Source organism: Acidimicrobiales bacterium, assembly GCA_035540975.1.
Classification (GTDB): Bacteria; Actinomycetota; Acidimicrobiia; order Acidimicrobiales.
This window is the reverse complement of the sequence record DATLFN010000152.1, coordinates 29,160-50,423: the sequence shown is the minus strand read 5'-3', so window position 1 is coordinate 50,423 and position 21,264 is coordinate 29,160. Positions and strand designations below refer to the sequence as shown.

The following is a 21,264-nucleotide window of genomic DNA, read 5'->3' as shown; positions in this document are numbered from 1 at the left end:
TCGCCGGTGCCGAGACGACCTTCTTGCTTGACCGGTGAGAGACGGGTCCTCTGACGGTCCCACCCGGTCTGATCTGATCTGATCTGACCCTGATCTGACGGCCTCCGCAGGGCGACGCAACGCCCAGCATGTTCGCTGCGCTCTCCAGCGGCGCCTGGCGCTCCTACCGCCTGAGCGCCGGACCGAGAGGATCCGGCGCTCGCCGCGACCCAGCATCAATCGACGTGCCGTTGGCGTCAGACGGGGTCGCGCCGCCCGTCCGTTTCGTGCGGCAAGAACGGGCGATATTCGCTCATTCTTGCCGCACGAACAACGCCGGCCCCATCGTGGGACTCGCGCCGACGCTGCGTTGGGCGCTACGTTCTCTCGCTCGGGTCGAGCGGGGGCGCGGCCGGCGCGCTCGGGAAGGCGATGCGGTGCGAGTTGTCGCGGCGATTGTCCGGCAGACCTTCCGCCGCATGACCGCCTACCGCGGCGCCACGGCCGCCGGCGTCTTCACGAACACGGTCTTCGGCTTCCTTCTGGTGTACGTGCTGCTGGCCGTGTACCGGGAGCGGGACGAGGTGGGCGGGTTCGACGTCGTCGATGCCGTCACCTTCACCTTCGTGGCCCAGGCGCTCATCATGGTCGTGGGGTTGTTCGGCGACTCGGAGATGGCCGAGCGGATCCGCACCGGCGACGTGGTGGCCGACCTGTTCCGGCCCGTCGACCTCCAGCTTTGGTGGGCAGCGGTCGCCTACGGCAAGGCGGGCTTCTACGCCCTGTTCCGCGGCATCCCCCCGTTCCTGATCGGCGTCGCCGTGTTCGAGGTGCGGATGCCGCCCGCCGGGGCGTGGCCATGGTTCGTCGCCAGCGTCCTCGCCGCCGTGGCCGTCGCCTTCGGGTGGCGGTTCCTCCTGGCCTTGAGCGCCTTCTGGCTGCTCGACGACCGGGGCGCGTCGAGCCTGGGCCTGCTGGTCGCCGTCTTCATGAGCGGTCTCTTCGTCCCCGTGGTGTTCTTCCCGGGCTGGCTGGAGTCGCTGGCCCGGGCCCTGCCGTTCGCGTCCATGCTGCAGGTGCCGGTCGAGGTCTTCCTCGGCAAGCACCGCGGCGCCGACGTGCACCGGGTCGTCGCCGTCCAGTGCGCCTGGGCGCTGGTGCTCGCCGGAGCCGGGCGTTCCGTCCTGTCGCGCGCCGTGCGCAGGGTGGTCGTCCACGGTGGCTGACCCCGACAGGACCGGCAGCCACGGGTGGCGAGGCGAGCTCGGCGTCTACCGCCGGCTGGTGGGGGCACGGATCCGGTCCGACTGGCAGTACCGGGCCTCGTTCGTGCTCCTGTTGGTGAGCCAGGTCCTGGTCGCCGGCCTCGACCTGGCGGTGATCGCGGTCCTGTTCGGCCGTGTCGACGCGTTGGCCGGGTGGACGGCCCTCGAGGTCGCGCTCCTCTACGGGCTCGGCGGCGTCGCCTTCGCCGTGGCCGACGTGTTCGCCAGCCAGGCGGAGCTGGCCGGCCGCCACATCAAAGCGGGCACGTTCGACCGGTTCCTCCTGCGCCCGCTGTCGCCGCTGCTCCAGCTGTCGGCCGGCGAGTTCGCGCTGCGGCGGGCGGGACGGGTCGTGCAACCGGGCGTGGTGCTCGCCGTCGCGCTGGCCGGCACGGACATCGACTGGACGCCGGACCGTGTCGCCATGGTGCCCGTGGCGCTCGCCTCCGGAACCGTGGTGTTCGGGGCGGTGTGGGTGCTCACGTCGTCCGTGGCGTTCTGGACGGTGGAGACGCAGGAGTTCGGCAACGCCTTCACCTACGGCGGGAACCACCTGACCCAGTACCCCATCGACGTGCTCGGGCCCTGGCTCCGACGACTGGTCACCTTCGTCGTGCCCCTGGCGTTCGTCGCCTACTTCCCCGCCGCCTACCTGCTCGACAAGCCCGATCCGCTGGGCGCCCCGTCGGAGGCCGCCCTGCTCACGCCCGCGGTGTCGCTCGCCCTGGCGCTGGCCGCCCGCGCCGTGTGGTCGAACGCCGTACGCCACTACCGGAGCACGGGGAGCTGACGTGGCCGTCGTCGCGCTGGACGGGGTGGTCAAGGAGTTCACCGTCGCCCGGCGGGCGGGGCGGTTCCGCCGCGAGCGGTCGGTCGTCCGCGCCGTGGACGAGGTCTCGCTGTCGATCGAGGCGGGCGAGATGGTCGGCTACATCGGGCCCAACGGCGCCGGGAAGTCCACCACGGTGAAGCTCTGCACGGGCGTCCTGGTCCCCACGGCCGGCCGCGTGGCGGTGGTCGGGGCGGACCCGACAGGCTCCCGGACCGACGTCGTCCGCCGCATCGGCGTGGTCTTCGGGCAGCGCACGCAGCTGTGGTGGGACCTGCCGCTGCGTGACTCGTTCGATCTCCTCCGCCACGTCTACGGCGTCCACGCCGACCGCCACCGGACGAACGTCGACGCCTTCGTGGACCTCCTCGACCTCGCCGGGTTCCTCGACACCCCGGTGCGTCAACTGTCGCTCGGGCAGCGGATGCGGGGCGAGCTGGCCGCCGCGCTGCTCCACGACCCGGAGATCCTGTTCCTCGACGAGCCGACGATCGGCCTCGACGTCGTCTCGAAGGAAGCGGTGCGGAGCTTCCTCGTCGCCCTCAACCGCGAGCGGGGGATGACCGTCCTGCTGACCACGCACGACCTGGTCGACGTGGAGCGCCTCTGCACCCGCCTGCTGATCATCGACCACGGCCGCCTCCTCGAGGACACCACCGTGGCCGGCATCAAGCAGCGCTACGGGGGCGAGCGGGTGCTCGTGGTCGACCTCGAGGAACCCCACCCGCCACTGGAGGTGCCCGGAGCCCATGTCGTCCGCACCGACGGACCGCGACAGTGGCTGCGGTTCTCGCCGGACCGGACGGCAGCCGACGTCCTCGCCCGCGTGGCGGCTCAGGCCCCGGTCCGCGACATCTCGGTCGAGGAGACCCCGATCGAGGACATCGTGCGGCGGATCTACGAGGAGGGACCGCGATGACGACCGTCGCGCCGCGGCGGTGGCCGGAGCGTCAGCCGCCGATCCCCACCGCCGGGCGGCCGGCGGTGTCCTGCAACCAGTAGAGGGCGCGGAGGCGTTGGGTCGTGATGGCGAGGCTGACGTCGACCGCCTCGGAACCCTCGGCCTCCGTGAGCCTCCCGGCACCGCTGCGCTCCTGGAGGCTCCAGAGGACCCGCTCGTGGCGAACGACCTCGGCGTCGATCTCTTCTCGTGCCCGCGGACGGGCCGATCCCAGGACCTCGAGCGTGCGGGCGCCGTCCGGAAAGCCGACGGCGCCGCTTATCAGCACTGGGTCCACCGGTTCGTCGGTCGGCGGCAGCCTGTCGAGCAGCCCGAGCGCCCACGTGACGACGACGGCGCCCTCGACCTGCCAGGAGGCCATCGCCACCTCGGCGTCGTCGAGCGCTCCGGTGGGGCGACGCAGGATCTCCTGCTCGTGGGCCTCCAGGCCGGGGCCGGCGCCGGCAGCTGAAACCCAGTCGACGACGGCGTCCCATGTCGTCGGGAGAGGCCGCCCCTGGCGCTCGAACTGGGCGCGCTGCGTCAGGGCCAGCAGGGCGACGAGCCTTGCCGCCATGCGCTCCGTGCGCGGGTCGACGGCGACGGCGCCCGCCGTCGTGCCCGCGAGGACGTCGTCGCCCGGCGGTTGCGGAATGGGCGCCGCCGCTCCGGCCGCGGTCGCCGGGCGCCACCTCGAAGGGGCGAGCAACGGCAACGCGAGCCACCCGAAGTGGTTGGCGAGGGCGAGGGCGGCCACTCCGGCGACGAGAGCGGCGACGAGCAGGACGGCGAACGGCATTCCCATCCCCCCGTCCCCTCCGGTGGCGGGGTCGACCCGGTCGAGTCGGAGGGGGCGGCTCCCGATGGTCAGGGTCCCGCCCGGCGACGCCGGCTCGGCGGCCTCGGTGGTCTCCGTCGTCGGCCCGACGACCGCTTCCTCGACCGGCTCGGTTCCCGTCGCGGGCGCCACGGGGACGGGCCGAGGAGCGGCTTGCGAGGACGTGGAACCACCGAACCGCGGGATGGTGGTGCTCGCGCGCGTCGTCCTACGTGTCGTGGTGGCGCCCGCCGTCGTCACCGCCCGCGTCCCGGTGGTCGGCGACGCCGTACCCGCGGTCCCCACGGGCGACGCAGTGACCGCGCCCGACGGGGCAGCGGTCGTCACGGGAGACACCGCGGTCGTCCCCGTCTGCGGTGCCGCCGCCGTCGGAGCCTGCGCCGTCGTCGTCTGCGCCGGGGTCGCCGTCATCGGCGGGGGTGGCGCCGTCGTGGTCGGTGCGGCCGTCGTCGGCGGTGGAGGTGCGGCCGTGGTGGGCGGCGGCGGTGCGGCCGTGGTGGGCGGTGGAGGTGCGGCCGTGGTGGGCGGTGGCGCCGTCGTCGGTCCTCCGATGTGGCCGGCGACGTGATGAGCGGAGCTGGCGGTCGCCGTCGCGACGGTGACGGCGAGGGACAGCAGGGCGGCAAGGAGCAGGCGGACCGAGGCCGGGGGCGACGCTGACGACTGCGACCTTACCGCCATATCGAGCGCGACCTCCGCCGTCGTGATTCCCGAAAACTGTACCTTCTGCGCGAGGCCATCCTTTCCGCCCCGAACCTCGCGCTCGTTCACATCGTGCGGCTCTGGGCACTGAGGGCCGCCGAGCGCATGCGTCGCCGCACCGATCGGCGGCAGCGGGCGCCGGGGTGCGTCGGGCCCGCGAGGCGAGAGGACGCCGTTCAGTCCGGCGCGATGTTCTGGTTCAGCCGGAAGAAGTTGGTCGGGTCGTAGGCCCGCTTGACGGCCTTGAGCCGGTCGTATTTCCCAGGACCGTAGGCCTGCCTGATGCGGTCCTCGCCCTCCTCCATGAGGAAGTTCACGTAGACGCTCGTGTGGTACGGCCGGAGGGCCGACCAGTAGTCGCGAGCCCACTGGCGTTCGGCGTCGAAGCCGTCGCCGGTCAGGCTGTTGCCGTTGATGTTGAAGGTGAACCCGGCGCCGCGACCGTTGAAGGCCGTCTCGTCGTCACCGACGCGGGCCACCGCCCCGCCCATCTGCCAGAGGGCGATGCTCGAGATGGGCGACGTGATCCGCAGGCCGTGGTCGACGACCACGTCGATGACCTCGTCGGTCAGCGCGGCCACGTCACAGGACCGGACGTAGTACCACCAGCCGTGGCGGAACGAGGGATCGAACATCTGCTGGTGCGCGAGGAACGGCTTGGGCCGGCACAGGTCGAGGACGGGGGAGCCGAACGCCTTGAGCGGACGCATCACCCGCTCGCCGTCCTCCACGGGCCCGGCGTGGCAAGCGGCGACGGCGATCACGAGCTTGCCGACCAGGTCGGGCGGGACGGCGGGGAGCGCCGGCGCCCGGCGCTGCACGACGATCGTCATGAGCTCGTCGGGGCAGTCGGCGATCCAGTCCCGGTAGAAGCGCAGGACCTCGGGGGCCTCCTCCATCGGCCAGAACACCGGCCCGGCCATGACGTCGGGGCCGAGGGGGTTCAGCCGGAACTCGAAGTCGGTGACGACCCCGAAGTTGCCCCCGCCTCCGCGGACGCCCCAGAACAGGTCGGCGTTGCGGTGCTCGCTGGCCGTGACCAGCTCGCCGTCCGCCGTGACCACGTCGACCGAGACGAGCTGGTCGATGGTCAGCCCGTGCTTCCGCATGATCCAGCCGATGCCGCCTCCGAGGGTGAGCCCGGCCAGGCCCGTGTGGGTGACGATGCCGGCGGGGACCGCCATCCCGAACGCCTGCGTCTCCCGGTCCAGCTCTCCGAGGAGCACGCCGGCCTGGGCGCGCACGGTGCGGGCGGCGGGGTCGACCCGCACGCCCTTCATGGGCGCCAGGTCGACGACCAGCCCGGCGTCGCACACCGACAGGCCGGGGAAGCTGTGACCGCCCCCGCGCACGGCGGTCAGCAGCTCGTGCCTGCGCCCGAAGCGCACCGCGGCGCGCACGTCGGCCACCCCGCGGCACCGGGCGATCACCCCGGGGCGGCGGTCGATGGAGCCGTTCCAGACCTTCCGGTGCTCGTCGTAGCCGTCGTCGAGGGGTTGGACGACCTCGCCCGAGAAGGTGCGGCGGAACTCCTCAACCGCGGCCTCGTCGACGGTGCCGGCCTGCGCTCGTCCGCTCACGTCACCCCCCTCTGTCGCGATCAGGTTCGCACCGGAGGCGACTCGGGACAAGCCTCGGCGCCCCCCGTCAGCGGGGAGTCGTCGGGCCCGGGAGCCCGGCGGCGCCCTTCGGTGCGGCGGGTGGCGTCGTCTCCAGGGTCGCCGTGCCCAGGCGGACGGGCACCACGGCGAAGGCGGTGTTGCACCCGGAGCATCCGGTGTCGGTGCTGAACACCAGTGCGCCGGCCGGCAGCGACGGCCGGGGGTCGATCACCAAATCGAGGTGGAAGGGCTCCAACTCGCCGCCCGCACCGCCGATGCCGGTGGCCTCGGCCAGCGGGCGGCGCGCCGTGGCACCGGCCTCGACGACCACGACGGAGATGGTGCCCTCGTAGCCCCGGCTCCTGCCCTCGGCGTTGAAGATCCCGCCGACGGTGTCGAGGGGCCGCGGCGCCTCGACCTCGATGTCGGGCGATCGCGCTCCGATGACGTGCCAGCCGTCGGCGGCGAGGCGCAGGAGGACGGTGCTGGCGACCCGGTCCCGCACGACGCCGCCCTCGCCGAGCAGGTGGACGTCGACCTCGCCCTCGGGCCCGGAGGTGGGGCGGAAGGCCGACAGCGGCGGGTCCGGGAAGCCGACGAACTCCTCGACGAACGAGCGCGCCGCGCCCTGGGGGTCGGTGTACTGCTCGTGGTTCGGCGGGGGCCAGATGGCGTCCGCCGGCCGCGAACCGAGGTCGGGCGGCACGGTCGTCGTCGCCGGCAGCGTCGTGGTCGTGGGGACGCCGGTCGTGGGGACGTCGGTGGTGCGGACCTGCTCGGGCCCGTCGTCGCCCAGGACGCCGGCGAGCCCGACGACGGCGGCGAATGCGGCCGCGGCGGCGAGGAGGCCACCGCCCAGCCGCCCGAGCGCCCGGCGCCTCCGGGCAGCGGAGAGCCGTCGCTCGATGGCCTCGTGGGCGGCCGCCGCGTCCGGCTCGGGCACGTCTGCCACCCGCGCCTCGCAGGCCGCCCGCAGCCGGGCCTCGGTGCGCTCCAGCGCGGTCCGGTCGGCGGTCATCTCCGGTCCTCCAGGGAGACGTGGAGGGCGGCCAGGGCCCGTTGGGCGTGCGTCTTGACCGTCCCCGGGGCGATCCCCAGCGTCTCCGCGATCTCGGCCTCGCTGAGCTCGAGGTAGTAGCGCAGGGCGAGGACCTCCCGCTGGCGTTCGGGCAGGGAACGCAGGGCGGCGAGCACGGCGGCGTGGTCGTCGGCGACCAGCGCCGAGGACTCGGGCGACCGCAGGTCCTCCGCCTCCTCGGCCGGGCCGGGGCGCCGGCGCACGGCGCGGCGGCGCAGATGCGAGCGGGCGCCGTTCAGCACCGCGCTGCGGAGGTACGCGGGCGCACTCGCCGGCTGGCGGACGGCGGCAGAGCGCGACAACACGGCGACGAAGGCGTCCTGCACCAGCTCCTCGCACGTGCCGACGTCGTCCACCAGCAGCGAGGCGAGTCGCACCAGCGACCGGTAGTGCTGGCGGTGGAGCGACGCCAGGTCCGTGCCGCCCGTTCCCGCGGGAGCCGCCGTCGTGGCCGTCATCATCCCTACAGACGCACGAGCGCCCGCCTCGGTTGACACGCGTCGCGGTGACCGGCGCGCCACTCCGACGGTACGCCTCCCGCGCCGGCGGGTCCCGGCCAGACGGCGGGCGGCCCGGCAGGACGGCCGGCCGCGGTGGGGTCGGCCCGGTGGCTGCCGGGCGAGTCGTCGATGTGGGCCACGGGTGCGTCCTCTGGTCGCGTGAAGGCACGTCGCCGACCAGGCCTCCCGGCACACCCGCCGCCGAAGTGGCCGCATCAGCCCGTCGGACGGCGCGACGGGTGCGGTGGGCGAAGGCGCAGAACGCCACCGCGCCGGCGCAGAACGGCGCCGACGGGCCCTTCCGGCGGCGCTCCCTACGCGCCGTCCTCGGCGGGTGGGCGGCGACGCCCCCGGGCCGGGGCGCCACCGTCCAGGTCGGCGAACAGCTCCTTGATGCCGCCCAGGGCCCCGAGCATGGCCGTCGACTCGGCGGGCAGGAAGATCTTCGTGGCCCGCCCGTCGGCGATGCCGGCCAGGGCGTCGATGTACTTGACGGCCAGCAGGTCCGACGACGGGTTGCCCTCGTGGATGGCCGTGTACACGCTGCGGATGGCGGACGCCTCGCCCTCGGCCACGGCCACCTGGCGGAACCGCTCGGCGTCGGCCGCCGTCTTCGTCGCCTCCGCCTCCCCCTGGGCCTCGAGGATGGCCGCCTGGCGGGAGCCCTCGGCCGACAGGATGGCGGCCTGCTTCTCGCCCTCGGCGCGGGCGATGGCGGCCTCCCGCTCGCCCTGGGCGGCGGTGACGACGGCCCGGCGGGTGCGCTCAGCCTTCATCTGCTCGTGCATGGCGTGCATGACGTCGGCCGGCGGGTCGATGCGCTGGATCTCCACCCGCACCACCCGGGTCCCCCACTTGTCGGTGGCGTCGTCGAGGATGTCGCGCAGCTTGGTGTTGATGGTGTCGCGGGACGTGAGCGCCTCGTCCAGCTGCATGTCGCCCACCACGTTGCGGAGGTTGGTCTGCGCCAGCTTGGACACGGCCAGGTAGAAGTCGACCACGTTGTAGACGAGGCGCTGGGGGTCGGTGGCCTCGTAGTAGATGACGGCGTCCACCGACACCACGACGTTGTCGGACGTGATGACCTCCTGGGGCGGCACGTCCACGACCCGCTCGCGCATGTCGACCCGCTCCATGCGCTCGATGAACGGGACGATCACCCGCAGACCGGGCTCGACCGTGTCCCGGTACTTCCCGAGGCGCTCGACCAGCCCCCGCTCGTAGGGGCGGATGATCTTGACGCCGCTCACCACCACCACGAACAGCACGAACGCCAGTGCCGCGAGGACGACGATGAACGCCATGGCTCAGCTCCCTTCCAGCTCCGGTGGGGCGTCGTCGGGCTCCGTCACGGGGACGACCACCAGCCGCGTCCCGTCGACCCGACTGACGAGGACGGTCGAGCCGGCCCGGATCCTGTGCCCGACCAGGCTCTCCGCCCTCCACTCCTCGCGGTCGAGCCGGATCATGCCGGTGGCTCCTGGCTCGCCCGGGATCTCCTGGAGGACGTATCCCTGGCGGCCGACCCAGCGGTTGGCACCGACGGGGACGTGGGGGCCGCTGCGGTCCAGGCGGCGGCCGAGGGGCCACAGGACGGCCGAGCACACGGCCGACACCACCACGAACGCCAGCCAGCCGACGCCGACCGACCCGCCGACGAAGTTGACTGCCGCCCCGGCCAGGGCGCCGGCGGCGAACGGCATCAGGAAGAACGACCCGGCCACCGCGATCTCCCCCACGGCGAACACCACGGCGGCGGCCAGCCAGATGTAGCGCCAGGTGTCCGGTGAGCTCAGGTCCATGCCTCCCCTCCCGGTCCGACCGTACCAACTCGGGATTTCGACCGGTCGCCATCACCTCCGCCGCGACCTCGGGACAAGGCCGGTCTCCTAGCGTGGGCTGCCGTGCGCACCCGTCCGCTCGCCGCCGCCGTCGTCGCCGTGGCGCTGGCCGCCGCCTGCGCCGGGGACGGCGGCACCGGCGCGACCTCCGGCACGGTCGCCCCGTCGACCGCCCCGTCGTCGAGCGCGCCGCCCTCGGCGGCGGGCACCACGACGGCCGCGAGCGAGCCGTCCGGTGAGCCGCCCCGGCTGCGGGCGACCAGGCTGGCCGACTTCGAACAGCCGCTCGGCCTCGCCGTGCGCACCGGCGACGACGCCCTCTACGTGGTGGAGAAGGGCGGCAGGATCCGTGCTCTCCGGGGAGGCCGGGTGGACCCCGCGCCCGTCCTCGACCTCTCGGGCGACGTCTCCTCGGGCTACGAGCAGGGCCTGCTGGGCGCCGCGTTCTCGCCCGACGGCGGGCGCCTCTACGTCGACTACACCGACCGGGCGGGCGACACCCGGGTCGTGGAGTACCCCTTCGCCGCCGGCCGCGCCGAACCGGCCGGCGCCCGGCTCCTCCTCACCGTGGACCAGCCGTACGCCAACCACAACGGCGGAGGGTTGGCCTTCGGGCCCGACGGCCTCCTGTACGTCGGGATGGGCGACGGCGGCAGTGGTGGCGACCCCCGGGGCAACGCCCAGAACCTCGGCACCCTCCTCGGCAAGATCCTGCGCATCGACCCCCGGCCGTCGGGGGGCCGCCCGTACACCGTCCCTCCCGACAACCCCTTCGTGGGCCGGGACGGCGCCCGGGGCGAGATCTGGGCCTACGGCCTGCGCAACCCGTGGCGGTTCTCGTTCGACGCCCGGACGGGCGCCCTGTGGATCGGCGACGTGGGCCAGGGCGCCCGCGAGGAGATCAGCACCGCCGACCCCGGCTCCAAGGGAGGCGAGAACTACGGGTGGGACCGCTACGAGGGGACCCGGCCGTTCGAGGGCGGCGACCCCACCGGGCTGGTGCCGCCCGTGTACGACTACGCCCTCGACGAAGGGGGGACGTGCGCGGTCACCGGCGGCTACGTCTACCGGGGACAGCGGCTGGCCGGTCTTCGCGGTCGCTACGTGTTCGCCGACTTCTGCCGAGGCGAGGTGCTGGCCCTGGTGGACGGGGCGGGCGGCCTGGAGGCCCGGCCCCTCGGGCCGCGCGTGGCGTCGCTCGCCTCCTTCGGCGAGGACGCCGACCGCGAGCTCTACGCCCTCTCACTCGCCGGCGGCCTGTACCGGCTCGACGCCGCCTAGAGGGCCAAGCCCAGGGGCAGCTTGATCCCCAGCCCGAGGAGGCCCGAGGGAGGCACGACCGTCGATCCCGGCGGCACCGCGCCCACGGCCGCGCCCACGTTGAGCCGGCCCGGGCACAGGCCGCCGAGGAGCCCCGGGTTGCACGGCACCCGGTCGGCCGTGCCCAGCACCCGGGCCACGGCCATCGTCGGGGCGTTGCCCTGGGCCAGCAGGAGGGCGAGCGCCCCCGAGACGTGGGCCGTCGCCATCGACGTGCCGCTGAACGAGTCGTACTGGTTGGCCTGGTCCTGCTTCCAGTAGGTCGAGAGGATGGCTGCGGTCTTGTCGGCCGTCCCCGCCCCGCCCGGCGCCGACAGCGCCCACTGGGCGTTGCCGACGGGGCTGGAGTACCCGGCCAGGCGGTCGTCGGGACCGGTGGCGGCCACGACCACGGCCGGCAGCTGCCCGTACTGCGAGCTGCCGATGCCGAGCCCCAGCAGGTTGGTGTTCCCGGCGGCGAGGACCGGGATGGCGCCGCGCGTCCAGGCGTAGAGCACGCCCTCCCGCAGCGAGGTGCCGAACAGGCTGTCCTGGAGGAAGCTGCCACCCAGGCTCAGGTTGACCACCTTGGCGCCGCGGTCCACCACCCAGCGGATGGCGGCGTTGATGTCCTCGGTCGTGCCCGACCCGTCGGCCGCCAGCGCCTTGGCGACGACGAGGTCGGCGCCCGGCGCCACCCCGGCGACCCCCACCCCGTTGTCCTTGGCGGCCGCCGCGATGCCGGCGATGTGGGTCCCGTGCCCGTGGTCGTCCTGGCCGGAGCCGGAGCAGCGGTTGGGATCACCGTTGGAGCCGATGCAGTTGGTCGACTCGACCACCTGCCCGGCCAGGTCCTCGTGCGCCAGGTCGACGCCGGTGTCGACGATCCCGATGCGCACGCCCTCGCCGGTCGTGAGCGCCCATGCCTCGGGCGCCTTGATCTTCCGGAGTGCCCACTGCTGGTCGAACAGGGGGTCGTCTGAGGCGTGCGCCGCCCACGGCGCGAAGACCAGCCCCAGCGCGATGAGGAGTACGGCGCCGGCCGCACCTCCACCCAATCGACGGCACGCGGTCCGATGACGCTCCACGACGCATTCCTCCCGGGCCCGGACCAGCGCTCAGCCCACCTGGCGCCTGGCCGGCTCACCGGTATCCCCGTTCGCCGTCCGGTCCGACGGTCCTGCCGAAACGGACAGAAATCGCGCCCTGGGCCGCCGACGGACGCGCGCGAGCGGGCCGAGCGTGCCTCAGCGGGCGACGCCGAGGACGGCGGGCACGCAGCCGAGGTGGTCGACCACGTGGTGGGCCTCGGGCTCGGGCTGGCTGTCGTCGTCGGCGATGCCGGTGTAGCGGACGGACACCATCCCCATGGCCAAGGCGCCGGCCACGTCCGTGCGCCGGATGTCTCCAACGTGGGCGACCCGCTCGGGGGCCGGGCCGCCGAGGCCGTCCAGCGCGTGCTCGAAGATCACCGCGGAGGGCTTGTAGGCGCCCACCTCGTCGGAGAACGACCAGTGGTCGAACAGCGGCAGCACGCCGTGGCGGATCAGGTGGTCCCGCAGCGTCGACGAGGGGGTGAAGCCGACGTCGCAGATGATCCCCAGCTTGATGCCCGCGTCCTTGAGCGTGCGCAGGCAGGCCTCCACGCCGTCGGCCAGGTGGAGCTCCACGCCCGACCCGACGTTGCCGAAGGCCTCGATGAGCTGGTCCCGCACACCGGGGGGCACCGTGAAGCCCAGGTTCTCGATGATGTGCTCGGCCGCCTGGGCCGCCTGGAACTGCTCGTTGGCGTGCCAGGAGGTCAGGTACGCCTCCCAGGCGCCGTCGTAGACCGCCTCCAGCTGGACGCGCTCGAGGGCGAATCCCGCCTCCTCCAGGAGGCCCGCCCACGCCTCCAGCCGCCGGCTGCGCAGCTCGCCGCGCAGCTCGTAGACCAGCGTGTTCCAGAAGTCGAAGGTGACGGCCTCGATGGCGGGCATGGACCGGCGGAGCCTACCCGCCGTCCCGCGCCGGCCCGTCGCCGGGCCGCCGGGCCGTCACCGCTCGACGGGTCCGTCTACAGGCCCTGGTGCTGCATCTCCTCGAGGGACCGCTTGATCTCCGAGGCGCGGAACCGGCGGTGGCCGCCGAGCGTCCGGATCGCGGTGATCTTCCCTGCCCGCGCCCACCGGGTGACGGTCTTGGGGTTGACCCGGAACAGCGCAGCCACTTCGGCGGGGGTGAGAAGAGGGTCGGGTTGAGTCTGCTCAGGCACGGTCGTTCCCTTCGAGGAGTGTCCCTTTCGTGCCTGGAAGGTACGGGCTGTACCGAGTGCCGTCGATGGCCCGAACGTGTCATTCTCGGCCCATTCGAAATGACTAGCCCGCCTTGAGCAGGAGGTCCGGCTGTACGCTCGCCAACGGTGGACGTCTTCTCTCGGATCGGCGAGGAGGGGTACGAGGAGGTCGTCTTCTGCCACGATCGGGCCTCCGGGCTGCGGGCGATCATCGCCATCCACTCCACCCGGCTGGGCCCGTCCCTGGGCGGCACCCGCTTCCGCCCCTACGCCACCGAGGAGGAGGCCCTGGAGGACGTCCTGCGCCTGGCCAAGGGCATGACCTACAAGTCGGCGGTCGCCGGCCTGGACCTCGGAGGTGGCAAGGCGGTGATACTGGGCGACCCGGCGCGGGACAAGACCGAGCCGCTCCTGCGGGCCTACGGGCGCTACGTCGGTTCGCTGGGCGGCCGGTACATCACCGCCGAGGACGTGGGCACGACCCAGGCCGACATGGACCTCATCTTCCGGGAGACCAGCTACGTCACGGGGGTCAGCATGTCGCTCGGGGGCTCGGGGGACCCGTCGGCCGCCACCGCCCGCGGCGTCCTGCACGCCATGAAGGCGGTCGCCCGCCACCTGTGGGGCGTCCCGTCGCTCGAGGGCCGGTCCGTGGTCGTGAGCGGCGTGGGCAAGGTGGGCTACAACGTGGCCCGGCATCTGGTGGAGGAGCGGGCCGTGGTCACCGTGAGCGACGTCGACCAGGCCGCCGTGGCACGGGCGGCCACCGAGCTGGCGGTGGAGGTCGTGGCACCCGAGAAGGCCCACGCCACCCACTGCGACATCTTCTCGCCGTGCGCCCTGGGCGCCGTGCTCTCCCCCGTCACCATCCCCGAGCTGCGCTGCGCGGCGGTGGTCGGCTGCGCCAACAACCAGCTGGCCGACCCCTCGTGCGCGGCCCTCCTGGTCGACGCCGGTGTCCTGTACGCGCCCGACTACGTCGTGAACGCGGGCGGGATCATCAACGTGGCCGAGGAGCTGCGCGGCTACGACCGCGACCGGGCCGAGGGCGAGATCCGGCGGATCGGCGAGACGACGGCGCACGTCCTGGCCACGGCCGACGCCGAGGGCATCACGACCGTCGAGGCGGCCGACCGCCTGGCCGAGCGCCGCCTCGAGGACGTGGGCCGGGTGCAGCTGATCCGGCCCGGCGGCGTCGCGCCCGTGCGGGGCCGGTGAGCCGGATGGCCCGCACCGTCGAGCACCAGCGCCAGGGCGCGGCGCCCGGCGACGAGCCCACGCTCCGTGGCATCCCCCATGCGGAGCTGATCGACGACTTCCGCCTGGCCTGCATCTCCCGCGCCCTCGACGACCGCGAGATCAGCCTCCAGAAGCAGAGCCGGGTGTTCTTCCAGATCTCGGGCGCCGGGCACGAGGCCCTCCTGCTCGCCCTGGCCCGGAACCTCCGCCCCGGCTACGACTGGTTCTTCCCCTACTACCGGGACCGGGCGCTGATGCTGGGCCTCGGCGTCTCGCCTCTGGAGATCCTCCTCCAGGCCGTCGGCTCGGCCGACGACCCGTCCTCCGGCGGCCGCCAGATGCCCTGCCACTGGGGTTTCGTGGACCGCAACGTCGTCACCCAGTCGAGCCCCACGGGGAGCCAGTGCATCCCCGCCGTGGGCTGCGCGGAGGCCGCCCGCTACATCTCCCGCCGGCCCGGCCTCCCGGGGTGCACCGCCTACGGCGACGAGCTCACCTACGTCTCGCTGGGCGAGGGCGCCACCTCGGAAGGCGAGTTCTGGGAGAGCCTCAACACGGCCTGCACCATGCACCTGCCCGTGCTCTACGTCGTCGCCGACAACGGCTACGCCATCTCGGTGCCGGCGTCCGAGCAGGGGCCGGCCCCGATCGACGAGCTGGTCCGGGGGTTCCGGGGGCTGGAGGTGCACCACGTGGACGGGCGGGACTACTTCGCCGTCCGCCGCACCGGCCGCAAGGCCGTCGAGCACGTGCGGGCCGGCGTCGGCCCCGGCCTCATCCACGCCACCGTCACCCGCCCGTACTCCCACTCGGCGGCCGACACCCAGAGCAAGTACCGGCCGCCCGAGGAGCTGGAGGAGGAGGCCCAGCACGACCCGATCCTGCTGTTCCAGCGCAGCTTGGTGAAGGGCCGAGTCCTGACCGAGGACGAGGCGGCCGCCATCCGCATCGAGTCGCGGGTCATCGTCGCCGACTCCGCCAAGCAGGCGCTGGCCGCGCCGCGGCCCGACCCGGCGACCGTCACCGAGCACGTCGTCGTGCTGCCCCTGCTCCCCGATCCGCCCGAGCCGCCACCGGCCGAGGTCGGCGAGGGAGCGGCCGACACCGTCACCTTCGGCGAGGCCATCCGGCGCACGCTGCACGAGCAGATGGCGGCCGACGAGCGCATCCGGGTGTTCGGCGAGGACGTGGCCGACGCCCGCGAAGCGGTCCTGGCCAACGTGGAGGGCAAGGGCGGCGTGTTCGGGACCACGCACGGCCTCCAGCGCGCCTTCGGGCTGGCCCGCTGCTACAACACGCCGCTCTCCGAGGCGAACATCGTGGGCCGGGCCGTCGGCCAGGCCCTCCGGGGTCTCAAGCCGGCCCCCGAGATCCAGTTCTTCGACTACATCTGGCCGGCCATGCAGCAGATCAAGAGCGAGGCGGCCACCATCCGCTGGCGCTCGAACGGTGCGTTCAGCTGCCCGGTCGTCATCCGGGTCCCGATCGGGGGCTACCTCAGCGGCGGGGCCATCTGGCACTCCCAGTGCGGCGAGTCGATCTTCACCCACGTGCCGGGGCTGCTGGTCGCCTTCCCGTCCCGGGCCCGGGACGCCGCCGGCCTGCTGCGGGCCGCGTTCCGCCACGACGACCCGGTGCTCTTCCTCGAGCACAAGCACCTGCTGCGCCAGCCCTACGCCCGCGACCCCTACCCCGGACCCGACTACGTCCTGCCGTTCGGGCGGGCGTCGTACGTGCGGCGGGGCACCGACCTCACCATCGTCACCTGGGGCGCCACCGTCGAGAAGTCGCGCCAGGCGGCGGCCCGCCTCGAGGAGGACGGCCGCAGCTCGGTCGAGATCGTCGACCTCCGCACCCTCGCCCCATGGGACCACGACACCGTCGCCGACTCCGTCAAGCGGACGGGCAAGCTGCTCGTCGTCCACGAGGACATCGTCACCAGCGGGTTCGGCGCCGAGGTGGCCGCGTGGGCGGCGTCCGAGCTGTTCTGCGACCTCGACGCCCCCGTCCGGCGGGTGGGCGCCAAGGACACCCACGTGGCGTACGAGCCCACCCTGGAGGCTGCCACCCTCCCCCAGGTCGACGACATCGCCGCCGCAGCACGCGAGCTCGTCGAGTTCTAGGTCCCAGCTACTCGTCTCCGCCATTCGCAGAGGACCGGGAGCGGTCCTCGGCTTCGACACCGGTGCCCCCGCAAGGGACGCATCGGTGGACCATGGCGCCGGCTGCGACCATCGCCTCGAAGGCACGGCGAGCGTCGTCGGGCTCGAGACTGACCGCACGGGTTGCGGTCAGCGGGACAACGGTCTCGTAGCCGAGACGGCGTCCGTCGAGCACGGTTTCCTTGACGCACACGTCCTGTGCGAGCCCCACGACGATGATGCGGTTGATGCCACGCTCTCTCAGCACGTCATGCAGGCCGCTTGGCCTCTCGGAGCCAGTGGTCACCTCCTGCACGCTGAACCCGGATTAGCCGTCCGCGCCGGCGGTGCCCTTGCGGATCACCGGACCTTCGACGTCGAGGTCGGGATGCAGCTGTGCTCCCCAAGTGTCCGCCACGCAGTGCACAGGCCAGGCTCCGCCGTCCTTGCGGAAATGCGGCGTGACCTTCGGATGCCAGTCCTGGGTGTAGACGATCGCGCCCCCGGCTGCCTGCACAGCGGCGACGAGGCGGTTGATCGTCGGGATGATCTGCTCGCCGCCGTTCACGTAGAGACTGCCCTCGGCGTCGGAAGTCGTTCTGAACGTCGACGACGACGAGCGCCGTCCGTCGGTCAAAGGCGGGATCCGACAGCGCTTCGGTCACGGCGCCTCCATTGATCCCCGTTTCGCGTCGAGCGATTCGGCGAGCCGGCGGAGCCCGGCCGAGATGTTTACCGGATGGGCCGCCGGTGCCGACAGGTGCTTCAGCGGCGCGGGGAGGCCGGCCCACTCCTGCTCGAAGTGTCGGTTGGCCTCGGTCAGCGTCACCCGGCCTGAAGGAGTACGTCGGCCACCGTGCATGACCTCGATCAGCAGCGGTCGCCGGCCCGGTGCGGGTGACCGCTCGTCGGCCATGGTGACGACATCGAACGACCAGTCGAGCGCCCGCCACACCTGCTTGGCACCGGGCCAGATCTCCTTGCCGGTGAGGTCTTGCGAACCGGGCGACCGTCGTAGCTCACCAGCTTGCACACGGTGTCAAGGGTGGGCACGTCAGCCGAGACGCCGAGGGCCGAACCGACACCGAACCCGTCGATCGGTGCACCCTCCTCGTCGACCAGGCGGTGGATCTCCAGCTCGTCGAGGCCGCCGCTGACGAACACCTTCACCCCAGGGGAAGCCGGCCTCGTCGAGTCGTCGGCGGGCATGGCGGGCCAGTGCCGCCAGATCGCCGGAGTCGAGGCGGACGCCTCGGATCTCGGTGCCGTGGCTCCGGCACTCGGTAGCCACGTGGATGGCTCTGTCGATTCCCTGGTGGCTGTCGTAGGTGTCGACGAGCAGGACGGTGGCGTCGCCAAAGGCACCGGCGAAGGCCCTGAAGGCGTCGGCCTCGTCGGCATGGACCTGGACGAAGGAGTGGGCCATGGTTCCGCTGGCGGAAAGGCCGTAGCGATCGGCGCCCGCCACGTTGCTGGTGGCTGCCAGCCCGACGAGGGGACCGGTGCGGGCCAGCGTCATGCCGGCGTCGATTCCCTGCGCCCTGCGAAGGGCGAAGTCGACCACGGCCCGGCCGGTTGCCGCGTGACGGCAGCGGGCGGCCTTGGTGGCGAGCGTGGTCTGGACCGTGAACTGGTTGAGCAGGAACGTCTCAGCCAGCTGAGCTTCTGCGATGGGCCCGTCGACTTCGATGAGCGGCTCGTGGGCGAACACCGCCGTGCCCTCGGGCACGGCCCTCACCGATCCGGTGAAGCGCAGCTCGCCCAGCCAGTCCAGGAACGCCCGGTCGAAAAGGCCGAGCCGCTCGACGGCTGCCAGCTCTTCGGAGCCGAAGCGGAGCTCCTCGAGCCAGCGCAGGGCATCGTCGAGCCCCGCCGCGACGAGGTAGCCGCGCCCGGGCGGCATGGTTCGGACGAAGAGGCTGAACGTCGCCGGGCGATGCGCCATGTCCTCCCGGCGGTAGACGTCGACCATGGTGAGCTCATAGAGGTCGACGAGCAGCGCGTGGGGGACGTCGGTGGTCATTCCCATCCGGTGGCCGGGTTCTCCTGCGGCGGGACCACACGGCCGCTGTCGAGGTGGCCCCGGAGCTTCTCGGCGTCACAGGTCGAGCACAGACACACGGTGCGCATCGCCACGGTCGACGCCTGGTTTCCCCGCGGCGCGGTCCGGGTGCACGCCGGAGTTGGCGAGCGCCAAGCCGACGAAGATCACTCTCCTTCGGCCGGCTTCTCACCAGGCAGGCGACTGGTCTCGTCCAGCTCGTCGCCCCTCGTGCCGGATCCTCCGGTGACCGTGGCGTCGTCGAGGGCAGGATCTCCGATGGTCTTGCCCCCTCGCTGGTCATCCGGTGCGTCGGGCGCATCGGTCATGGGTTCGTGGGTTGTCGGGTCAACCTTCGGCATCTCAATCGAGTCCTTCCCTTCGCGTGGGGCGGCCGCCCGGCGTGTGCCCGTTCCGGGCCCGGCCGCACGGGGAGCGGACGGCCGGACCCGGCGGGGGGCCTCAGTCCAAGGTGCAGCCGCACGAGTTGACCTCGCGCACGAGCATTCCCCTGCCGGTGTCCATGTGGGTCGTGCAGGGCATGCACGGGTCGAAGCTGCGCACGGCCCGCAGCACGTCCAGGCCCTTGACCTGGTCGTCGGGGACGCTCTCGAGGATGGGCGTGTCGACGATGGCCTGCTCGTACGGGCCGAGGCCCCCGAACGGGTCGCGGGGCGACGCGTTCATCGTCGACGGTGTCGTGATCTGGTAGTTGAGCAGCTTGCCCTTGTCCATGTGGATGTGGTGGACCAGCCAGCCCCGGCCGGCCTCCCAGAACCCGACGGCCAGCCGCTCGTCCTTCGGCACCTTGTAGGGCGTGTGCACCTTGGTCTCACCCCGGCGCCAGTACTCGAGGGCCTTGAGCATGCAGTTCATGCCGATGGCGGCGGTGAAGGCCATGGCGTAGGCGCGGCCCCGGTTGCGCTCGAGGGCGTTCAGGGTCCTCGGCACCTTCCAGAACAGCTCCTCCTCGGGGAGGCCGTGGCGGGGCATGACCATGCGCAGGCCGTCGCCGGTCGCCTCGAGGAATGGGTTCTTGACCATGTCGGCGGCCAGGGCGGTGGTCCACATGCGGCCGTAGGCGCCCGTCTCCACGGTTCGGCGGTCCCAGCGGGGCGCCGTGGCCCACGTGTACTTGCCACGGAAGTCGGTGGCCGTCGGCTTCGGCACCGTGGTCTTGTTCCAAGGGTGGTACGGCGAGATCGGGTTTCCGAGCGACTCGGTGCGGAAGCGTGGGCTCCCCCCCGTTGTCCAGTCCTCGTAGAAGGAGTGATCCACGAACTCCTCGAAGCCCATGTTGATGTCCACCAGGTTCGTGGTCACGAGCTTCCCATCGAGGATGATTCCCGGCTTGGCCCAGCGCCGGTTGCCCCAGGCGTCGGCGTTGGCGTAGGTGGCGTCATAGGCCCCGGAGTCGTCCCAGATGCCCGTCTGGGCCAGGTTGCACTCCCTGGCGCCGACCTGCTCGTACGCCGGGTTGGCCTCCAGGAAGAAGTCGACGAGGTCGTCCCAGATGCGGCAGATGACCTTGCAGAAGTCGAAGATCTTCCCGAGCTGGGTGTAGTACTCGTTGAAGGAGGAGGTGGAGATGGTGGTGGTGACCCCGCCGGGGGCCAGCGTCGAGGGGTGCGGGTACTTGCCGTACATCAGCATGCACATGATGCGGCCGACCCGCGTCCACTCCAGTGCCTCCAGGTAGATCTGGCCAGTGAGCGGGTCGAGGGCATCCATGATGTCCTTGATCGTGTGGTAGCCGTGGACGTCGCCATGGGGAGCAAGGGTCTTCTCCGCCCTGGTGACCAGCTCGGGGTTGGTGATCGACACCAGGGCAGTGGAGTAGTCGGGCCCGGCAAGCAGCCCGAGGTGCAGCGGATGGTCGTAGAACATCTCCCCCACCTCGCCCAGGTTGCGCACCTCGGTGCCGAGGGGTGGGGGAACAACGCCGAACGCCATGTCGAGCCCGAGCGAGGACACGGTGGCGTGCACCCCGCCGCACACGCCGCACGCCCGGGAGCTGATGTCGATGGCGTCTCGGGGGTCACGGCCCTGGAGGATGATCTCGTAGCCACGGAAGAGCATGGCGCGCGAGTGGGCCTCCACCGCCTTGCGGTTCTCCAGGTCGAGCACGGTGTGGATGGCCAGCGCCCCGGCCACCCGGGTCATCGGGTCGATGTTCCAGTCCCGCAGGCGCGGCGGCGAGGCCAGCTGCGCACCGGGGCCCTCGGGGCGGCGGACGTAGCTCGGGCGTGGCGCCGGCGAGATCGCGTATGGATCGCCTCCGCCTTCCCGCAGGAAGGCGCGCCCATCCGCGTCGAAGTCGATCGGCAGGTTCTTGAAGCACATGGCGTCCTCCTCGGGCACAACACACCGGTCGGAGGACATGGCCGGGCTCACGGCCAGGAGGACCACCCGGCCGGCCGCATTCTGCTCAATCGCTATAGGTTGGCTGCACCTACACAATACGCCCATACGCCCTTGGCGACAACCACCCCGGACAGCCCGACCCAGTTGGGATCACCGGCGCTGTCAACCGCCCCGTGATCGCCGTCGCCGCGCTTTGACCTGTGATTCGGCACGCTCGCCGCGCCGGCCGGAAGCCACCAGGGGAGCGGCTCGGGGGGACGAAGGGCCCGGGCGTCGTCGTCCGGCCCCTTCGTCCTTCGGCGAGGAGGTTGGAACCGCGCCACGCCGCAGTG

The 21,264-nt window shown here is 72.5% G+C and carries 19 protein-coding genes and 1 pseudogene; 7 read left to right on the top strand and 13 right to left on the bottom strand.

Going from position 1 to position 21,264, the window contains the following annotated elements:
- The first annotated feature begins 458 nt into the window (after positions 1–458).
- From VM242_15335 to VM242_15325, 3 genes are read left to right on the top strand one after another with little or no spacing between them, the layout of a single operon-like run.
- Positions 459–1,205, top strand: a complete 747-nt coding sequence (locus tag VM242_15335; GenBank protein ID HVM06536.1) for an ABC-2 family transporter protein — start codon at positions 459–461, stop codon at positions 1,203–1,205.
- Entirely contained in the window at positions 1,198–2,034 is an 837-nt protein-coding gene (locus tag VM242_15330; GenBank protein HVM06535.1) for an ABC transporter permease, read from the top strand. Before VM242_15335 ends, VM242_15330 begins: the two co-directional genes overlap by 8 nt.
- A gap of 1 nt (position 2,035) precedes the next feature.
- The gene (locus tag VM242_15325) at positions 2,036–2,992 is read left to right on the top strand and encodes an ATP-binding cassette domain-containing protein (protein HVM06534.1); all 957 of its coding nucleotides are present in this window, start codon (positions 2,036–2,038) and stop codon (positions 2,990–2,992) included.
- A 31-nt stretch (positions 2,993–3,023) separates the two neighbouring features.
- Here the strand turns inward: VM242_15325 and VM242_15320 are convergent, their stop codons facing one another.
- Positions 3,024–3,983, bottom strand: a complete 960-nt coding sequence (locus VM242_15320; GenBank protein HVM06533.1) for a DUF4272 domain-containing protein — start codon at positions 3,981–3,983, stop codon at positions 3,024–3,026.
- Between the two features lie 52 nt (positions 3,984–4,035).
- On the opposite strand from VM242_15320, the gene VM242_15315 reads away from it, so the two are divergent.
- Positions 4,036–4,419, top strand: a complete 384-nt coding sequence (locus VM242_15315) for a hypothetical protein (GenBank protein HVM06532.1) — start codon at positions 4,036–4,038, stop codon at positions 4,417–4,419.
- A gap of 310 nt (positions 4,420–4,729) precedes the next feature.
- Here VM242_15315 and VM242_15310 read toward each other — a convergent pair whose 3' ends face one another.
- From VM242_15310 to VM242_15290, 5 genes are all read right to left on the bottom strand, one after another.
- A complete protein-coding gene (locus VM242_15310) occupies positions 4,730–6,133 on the bottom strand; it encodes an FAD-binding oxidoreductase (protein HVM06531.1) in 1,404 nt (467 codons plus the stop codon).
- A 67-nt stretch (positions 6,134–6,200) separates the two neighbouring features.
- Complete coding sequence (locus VM242_15305; protein HVM06530.1) at positions 6,201–7,172, bottom strand: hypothetical protein; 972 nt, start codon at positions 7,170–7,172, stop codon at positions 6,201–6,203.
- Positions 7,169–7,690, bottom strand: coding sequence for a sigma-70 family RNA polymerase sigma factor (locus VM242_15300; protein HVM06529.1), 522 nt, complete (start codon positions 7,688–7,690; stop codon positions 7,169–7,171). Before VM242_15300 ends, VM242_15305 begins: the two co-directional genes overlap by 4 nt.
- A 356-nt stretch (positions 7,691–8,046) precedes the next feature.
- The gene (locus tag VM242_15295) at positions 8,047–9,036 is read right to left on the bottom strand and encodes an SPFH domain-containing protein (protein HVM06528.1); all 990 of its coding nucleotides are present in this window, start codon (positions 9,034–9,036) and stop codon (positions 8,047–8,049) included.
- A gap of 3 nt (positions 9,037–9,039) precedes the next feature.
- Positions 9,040–9,534, bottom strand: a complete 495-nt coding sequence (locus VM242_15290; protein ID HVM06527.1) for an NfeD family protein — start codon at positions 9,532–9,534, stop codon at positions 9,040–9,042.
- A 102-nt stretch (positions 9,535–9,636) separates the two neighbouring features.
- Here VM242_15290 and VM242_15285 point away from each other — a divergent pair, with 102 nt between their 5' ends.
- The gene (locus VM242_15285; protein HVM06526.1) at positions 9,637–10,854 is read left to right on the top strand and encodes a PQQ-dependent sugar dehydrogenase; all 1,218 of its coding nucleotides are present in this window, start codon (positions 9,637–9,639) and stop codon (positions 10,852–10,854) included.
- Here VM242_15285 and VM242_15280 read toward each other — a convergent pair.
- The 3 genes from VM242_15280 to VM242_15270 form a co-directional block, all read right to left on the bottom strand.
- Positions 10,851–11,960: a S8 family serine peptidase gene (locus VM242_15280; protein HVM06525.1), complete on the bottom strand. Its 1,110-nt coding sequence runs from the start codon at positions 11,958–11,960 to the stop codon at positions 10,851–10,853. The genes VM242_15285 and VM242_15280 overlap by 4 nt on opposite strands.
- Before the next feature lie 159 nt (positions 11,961–12,119).
- Positions 12,120–12,851: an HAD family hydrolase gene (locus VM242_15275; protein ID HVM06524.1), complete on the bottom strand. Its 732-nt coding sequence runs from the start codon at positions 12,849–12,851 to the stop codon at positions 12,120–12,122.
- A 77-nt stretch (positions 12,852–12,928) separates the two neighbouring features.
- Complete coding sequence (locus VM242_15270; GenBank protein ID HVM06523.1) at positions 12,929–13,126, bottom strand: BldC family transcriptional regulator; 198 nt, start codon at positions 13,124–13,126, stop codon at positions 12,929–12,931.
- A 147-nt stretch (positions 13,127–13,273) separates the two neighbouring features.
- Between VM242_15270 and VM242_15265 the strand changes: the two genes are divergently transcribed.
- Both VM242_15265 and VM242_15260 read left to right on the top strand, forming a co-directional pair.
- Positions 13,274–14,365, top strand: a complete 1,092-nt coding sequence (locus VM242_15265) for a Glu/Leu/Phe/Val dehydrogenase dimerization domain-containing protein (GenBank protein HVM06522.1) — start codon at positions 13,274–13,276, stop codon at positions 14,363–14,365.
- A 5-nt stretch (positions 14,366–14,370) separates the two neighbouring features.
- Positions 14,371–16,509 carry a dehydrogenase E1 component subunit alpha/beta gene (locus VM242_15260; protein HVM06521.1) on the top strand — a complete coding sequence of 713 codons (2,139 nt, stop codon included), beginning with the start codon at positions 14,371–14,373 and terminating at the stop codon, positions 16,507–16,509.
- A gap of 7 nt (positions 16,510–16,516) precedes the next feature.
- On the opposite strand, the pseudogene VM242_15255 reads toward VM242_15260, so the two are convergent.
- The 4 genes and pseudogenes from VM242_15255 to VM242_15240 all read right to left on the bottom strand — a co-directional run bounded on the left by VM242_15255 (position 16,517) and on the right by VM242_15240 (position 20,977).
- Positions 16,517–17,095: pseudogene (locus tag VM242_15255) on the bottom strand (isochorismatase family protein).
- Positions 17,096–17,188: 93 nt separating this feature from the next.
- On the bottom strand, positions 17,189–17,560 hold the full coding sequence (locus tag VM242_15250) for a hypothetical protein (protein ID HVM06520.1): 372 nt from the start codon (positions 17,558–17,560) through the stop codon (positions 17,189–17,191).
- 21 nt (positions 17,561–17,581) lie between these two features.
- On the bottom strand, positions 17,582–18,556 hold the full coding sequence (locus tag VM242_15245; GenBank protein ID HVM06519.1) for a nicotinate phosphoribosyltransferase: 975 nt from the start codon (positions 18,554–18,556) through the stop codon (positions 17,582–17,584).
- Positions 18,557–19,030: 474 nt separating this feature from the next.
- The gene (locus VM242_15240; GenBank protein HVM06518.1) at positions 19,031–20,977 is read right to left on the bottom strand and encodes a nickel-dependent hydrogenase large subunit; all 1,947 of its coding nucleotides are present in this window, start codon (positions 20,975–20,977) and stop codon (positions 19,031–19,033) included.
- Positions 20,978–21,264: the final 287 nt, after the last annotated feature.

Coding starts and splice junctions, on each gene's coding strand:
- VM242_15335 (HVM06536.1), top strand. CDS start 459: ATGACCGCCTACCGCGGCGCCACGGCCGCCGGCGTCTTCACGAACACG.
- VM242_15315 (HVM06532.1), top strand. CDS start 4,036: ATGGTGGTGCTCGCGCGCGTCGTCCTACGTGTCGTGGTGGCGCCCGCC.
- VM242_15305 (HVM06530.1), bottom strand. CDS start 7,172: ATGACCGCCGACCGGACCGCGCTGGAGCGCACCGAGGCCCGGCTGCGG.
- VM242_15300 (HVM06529.1), bottom strand. CDS start 7,690: ATGACGGCCACGACGGCGGCTCCCGCGGGAACGGGCGGCACGGACCTG.
- VM242_15295 (HVM06528.1), bottom strand. CDS start 9,036: ATGGCGTTCATCGTCGTCCTCGCGGCACTGGCGTTCGTGCTGTTCGTG.
- VM242_15290 (HVM06527.1), bottom strand. CDS start 9,534: ATGGACCTGAGCTCACCGGACACCTGGCGCTACATCTGGCTGGCCGCC.
- VM242_15275 (HVM06524.1), bottom strand. CDS start 12,851: ATGCCCGCCATCGAGGCCGTCACCTTCGACTTCTGGAACACGCTGGTC.
- VM242_15260 (HVM06521.1), top strand. CDS start 14,371: ATGGCCCGCACCGTCGAGCACCAGCGCCAGGGCGCGGCGCCCGGCGAC.
- VM242_15245 (HVM06519.1), bottom strand. CDS start 18,556: ATGGGAATGACCACCGACGTCCCCCACGCGCTGCTCGTCGACCTCTAT.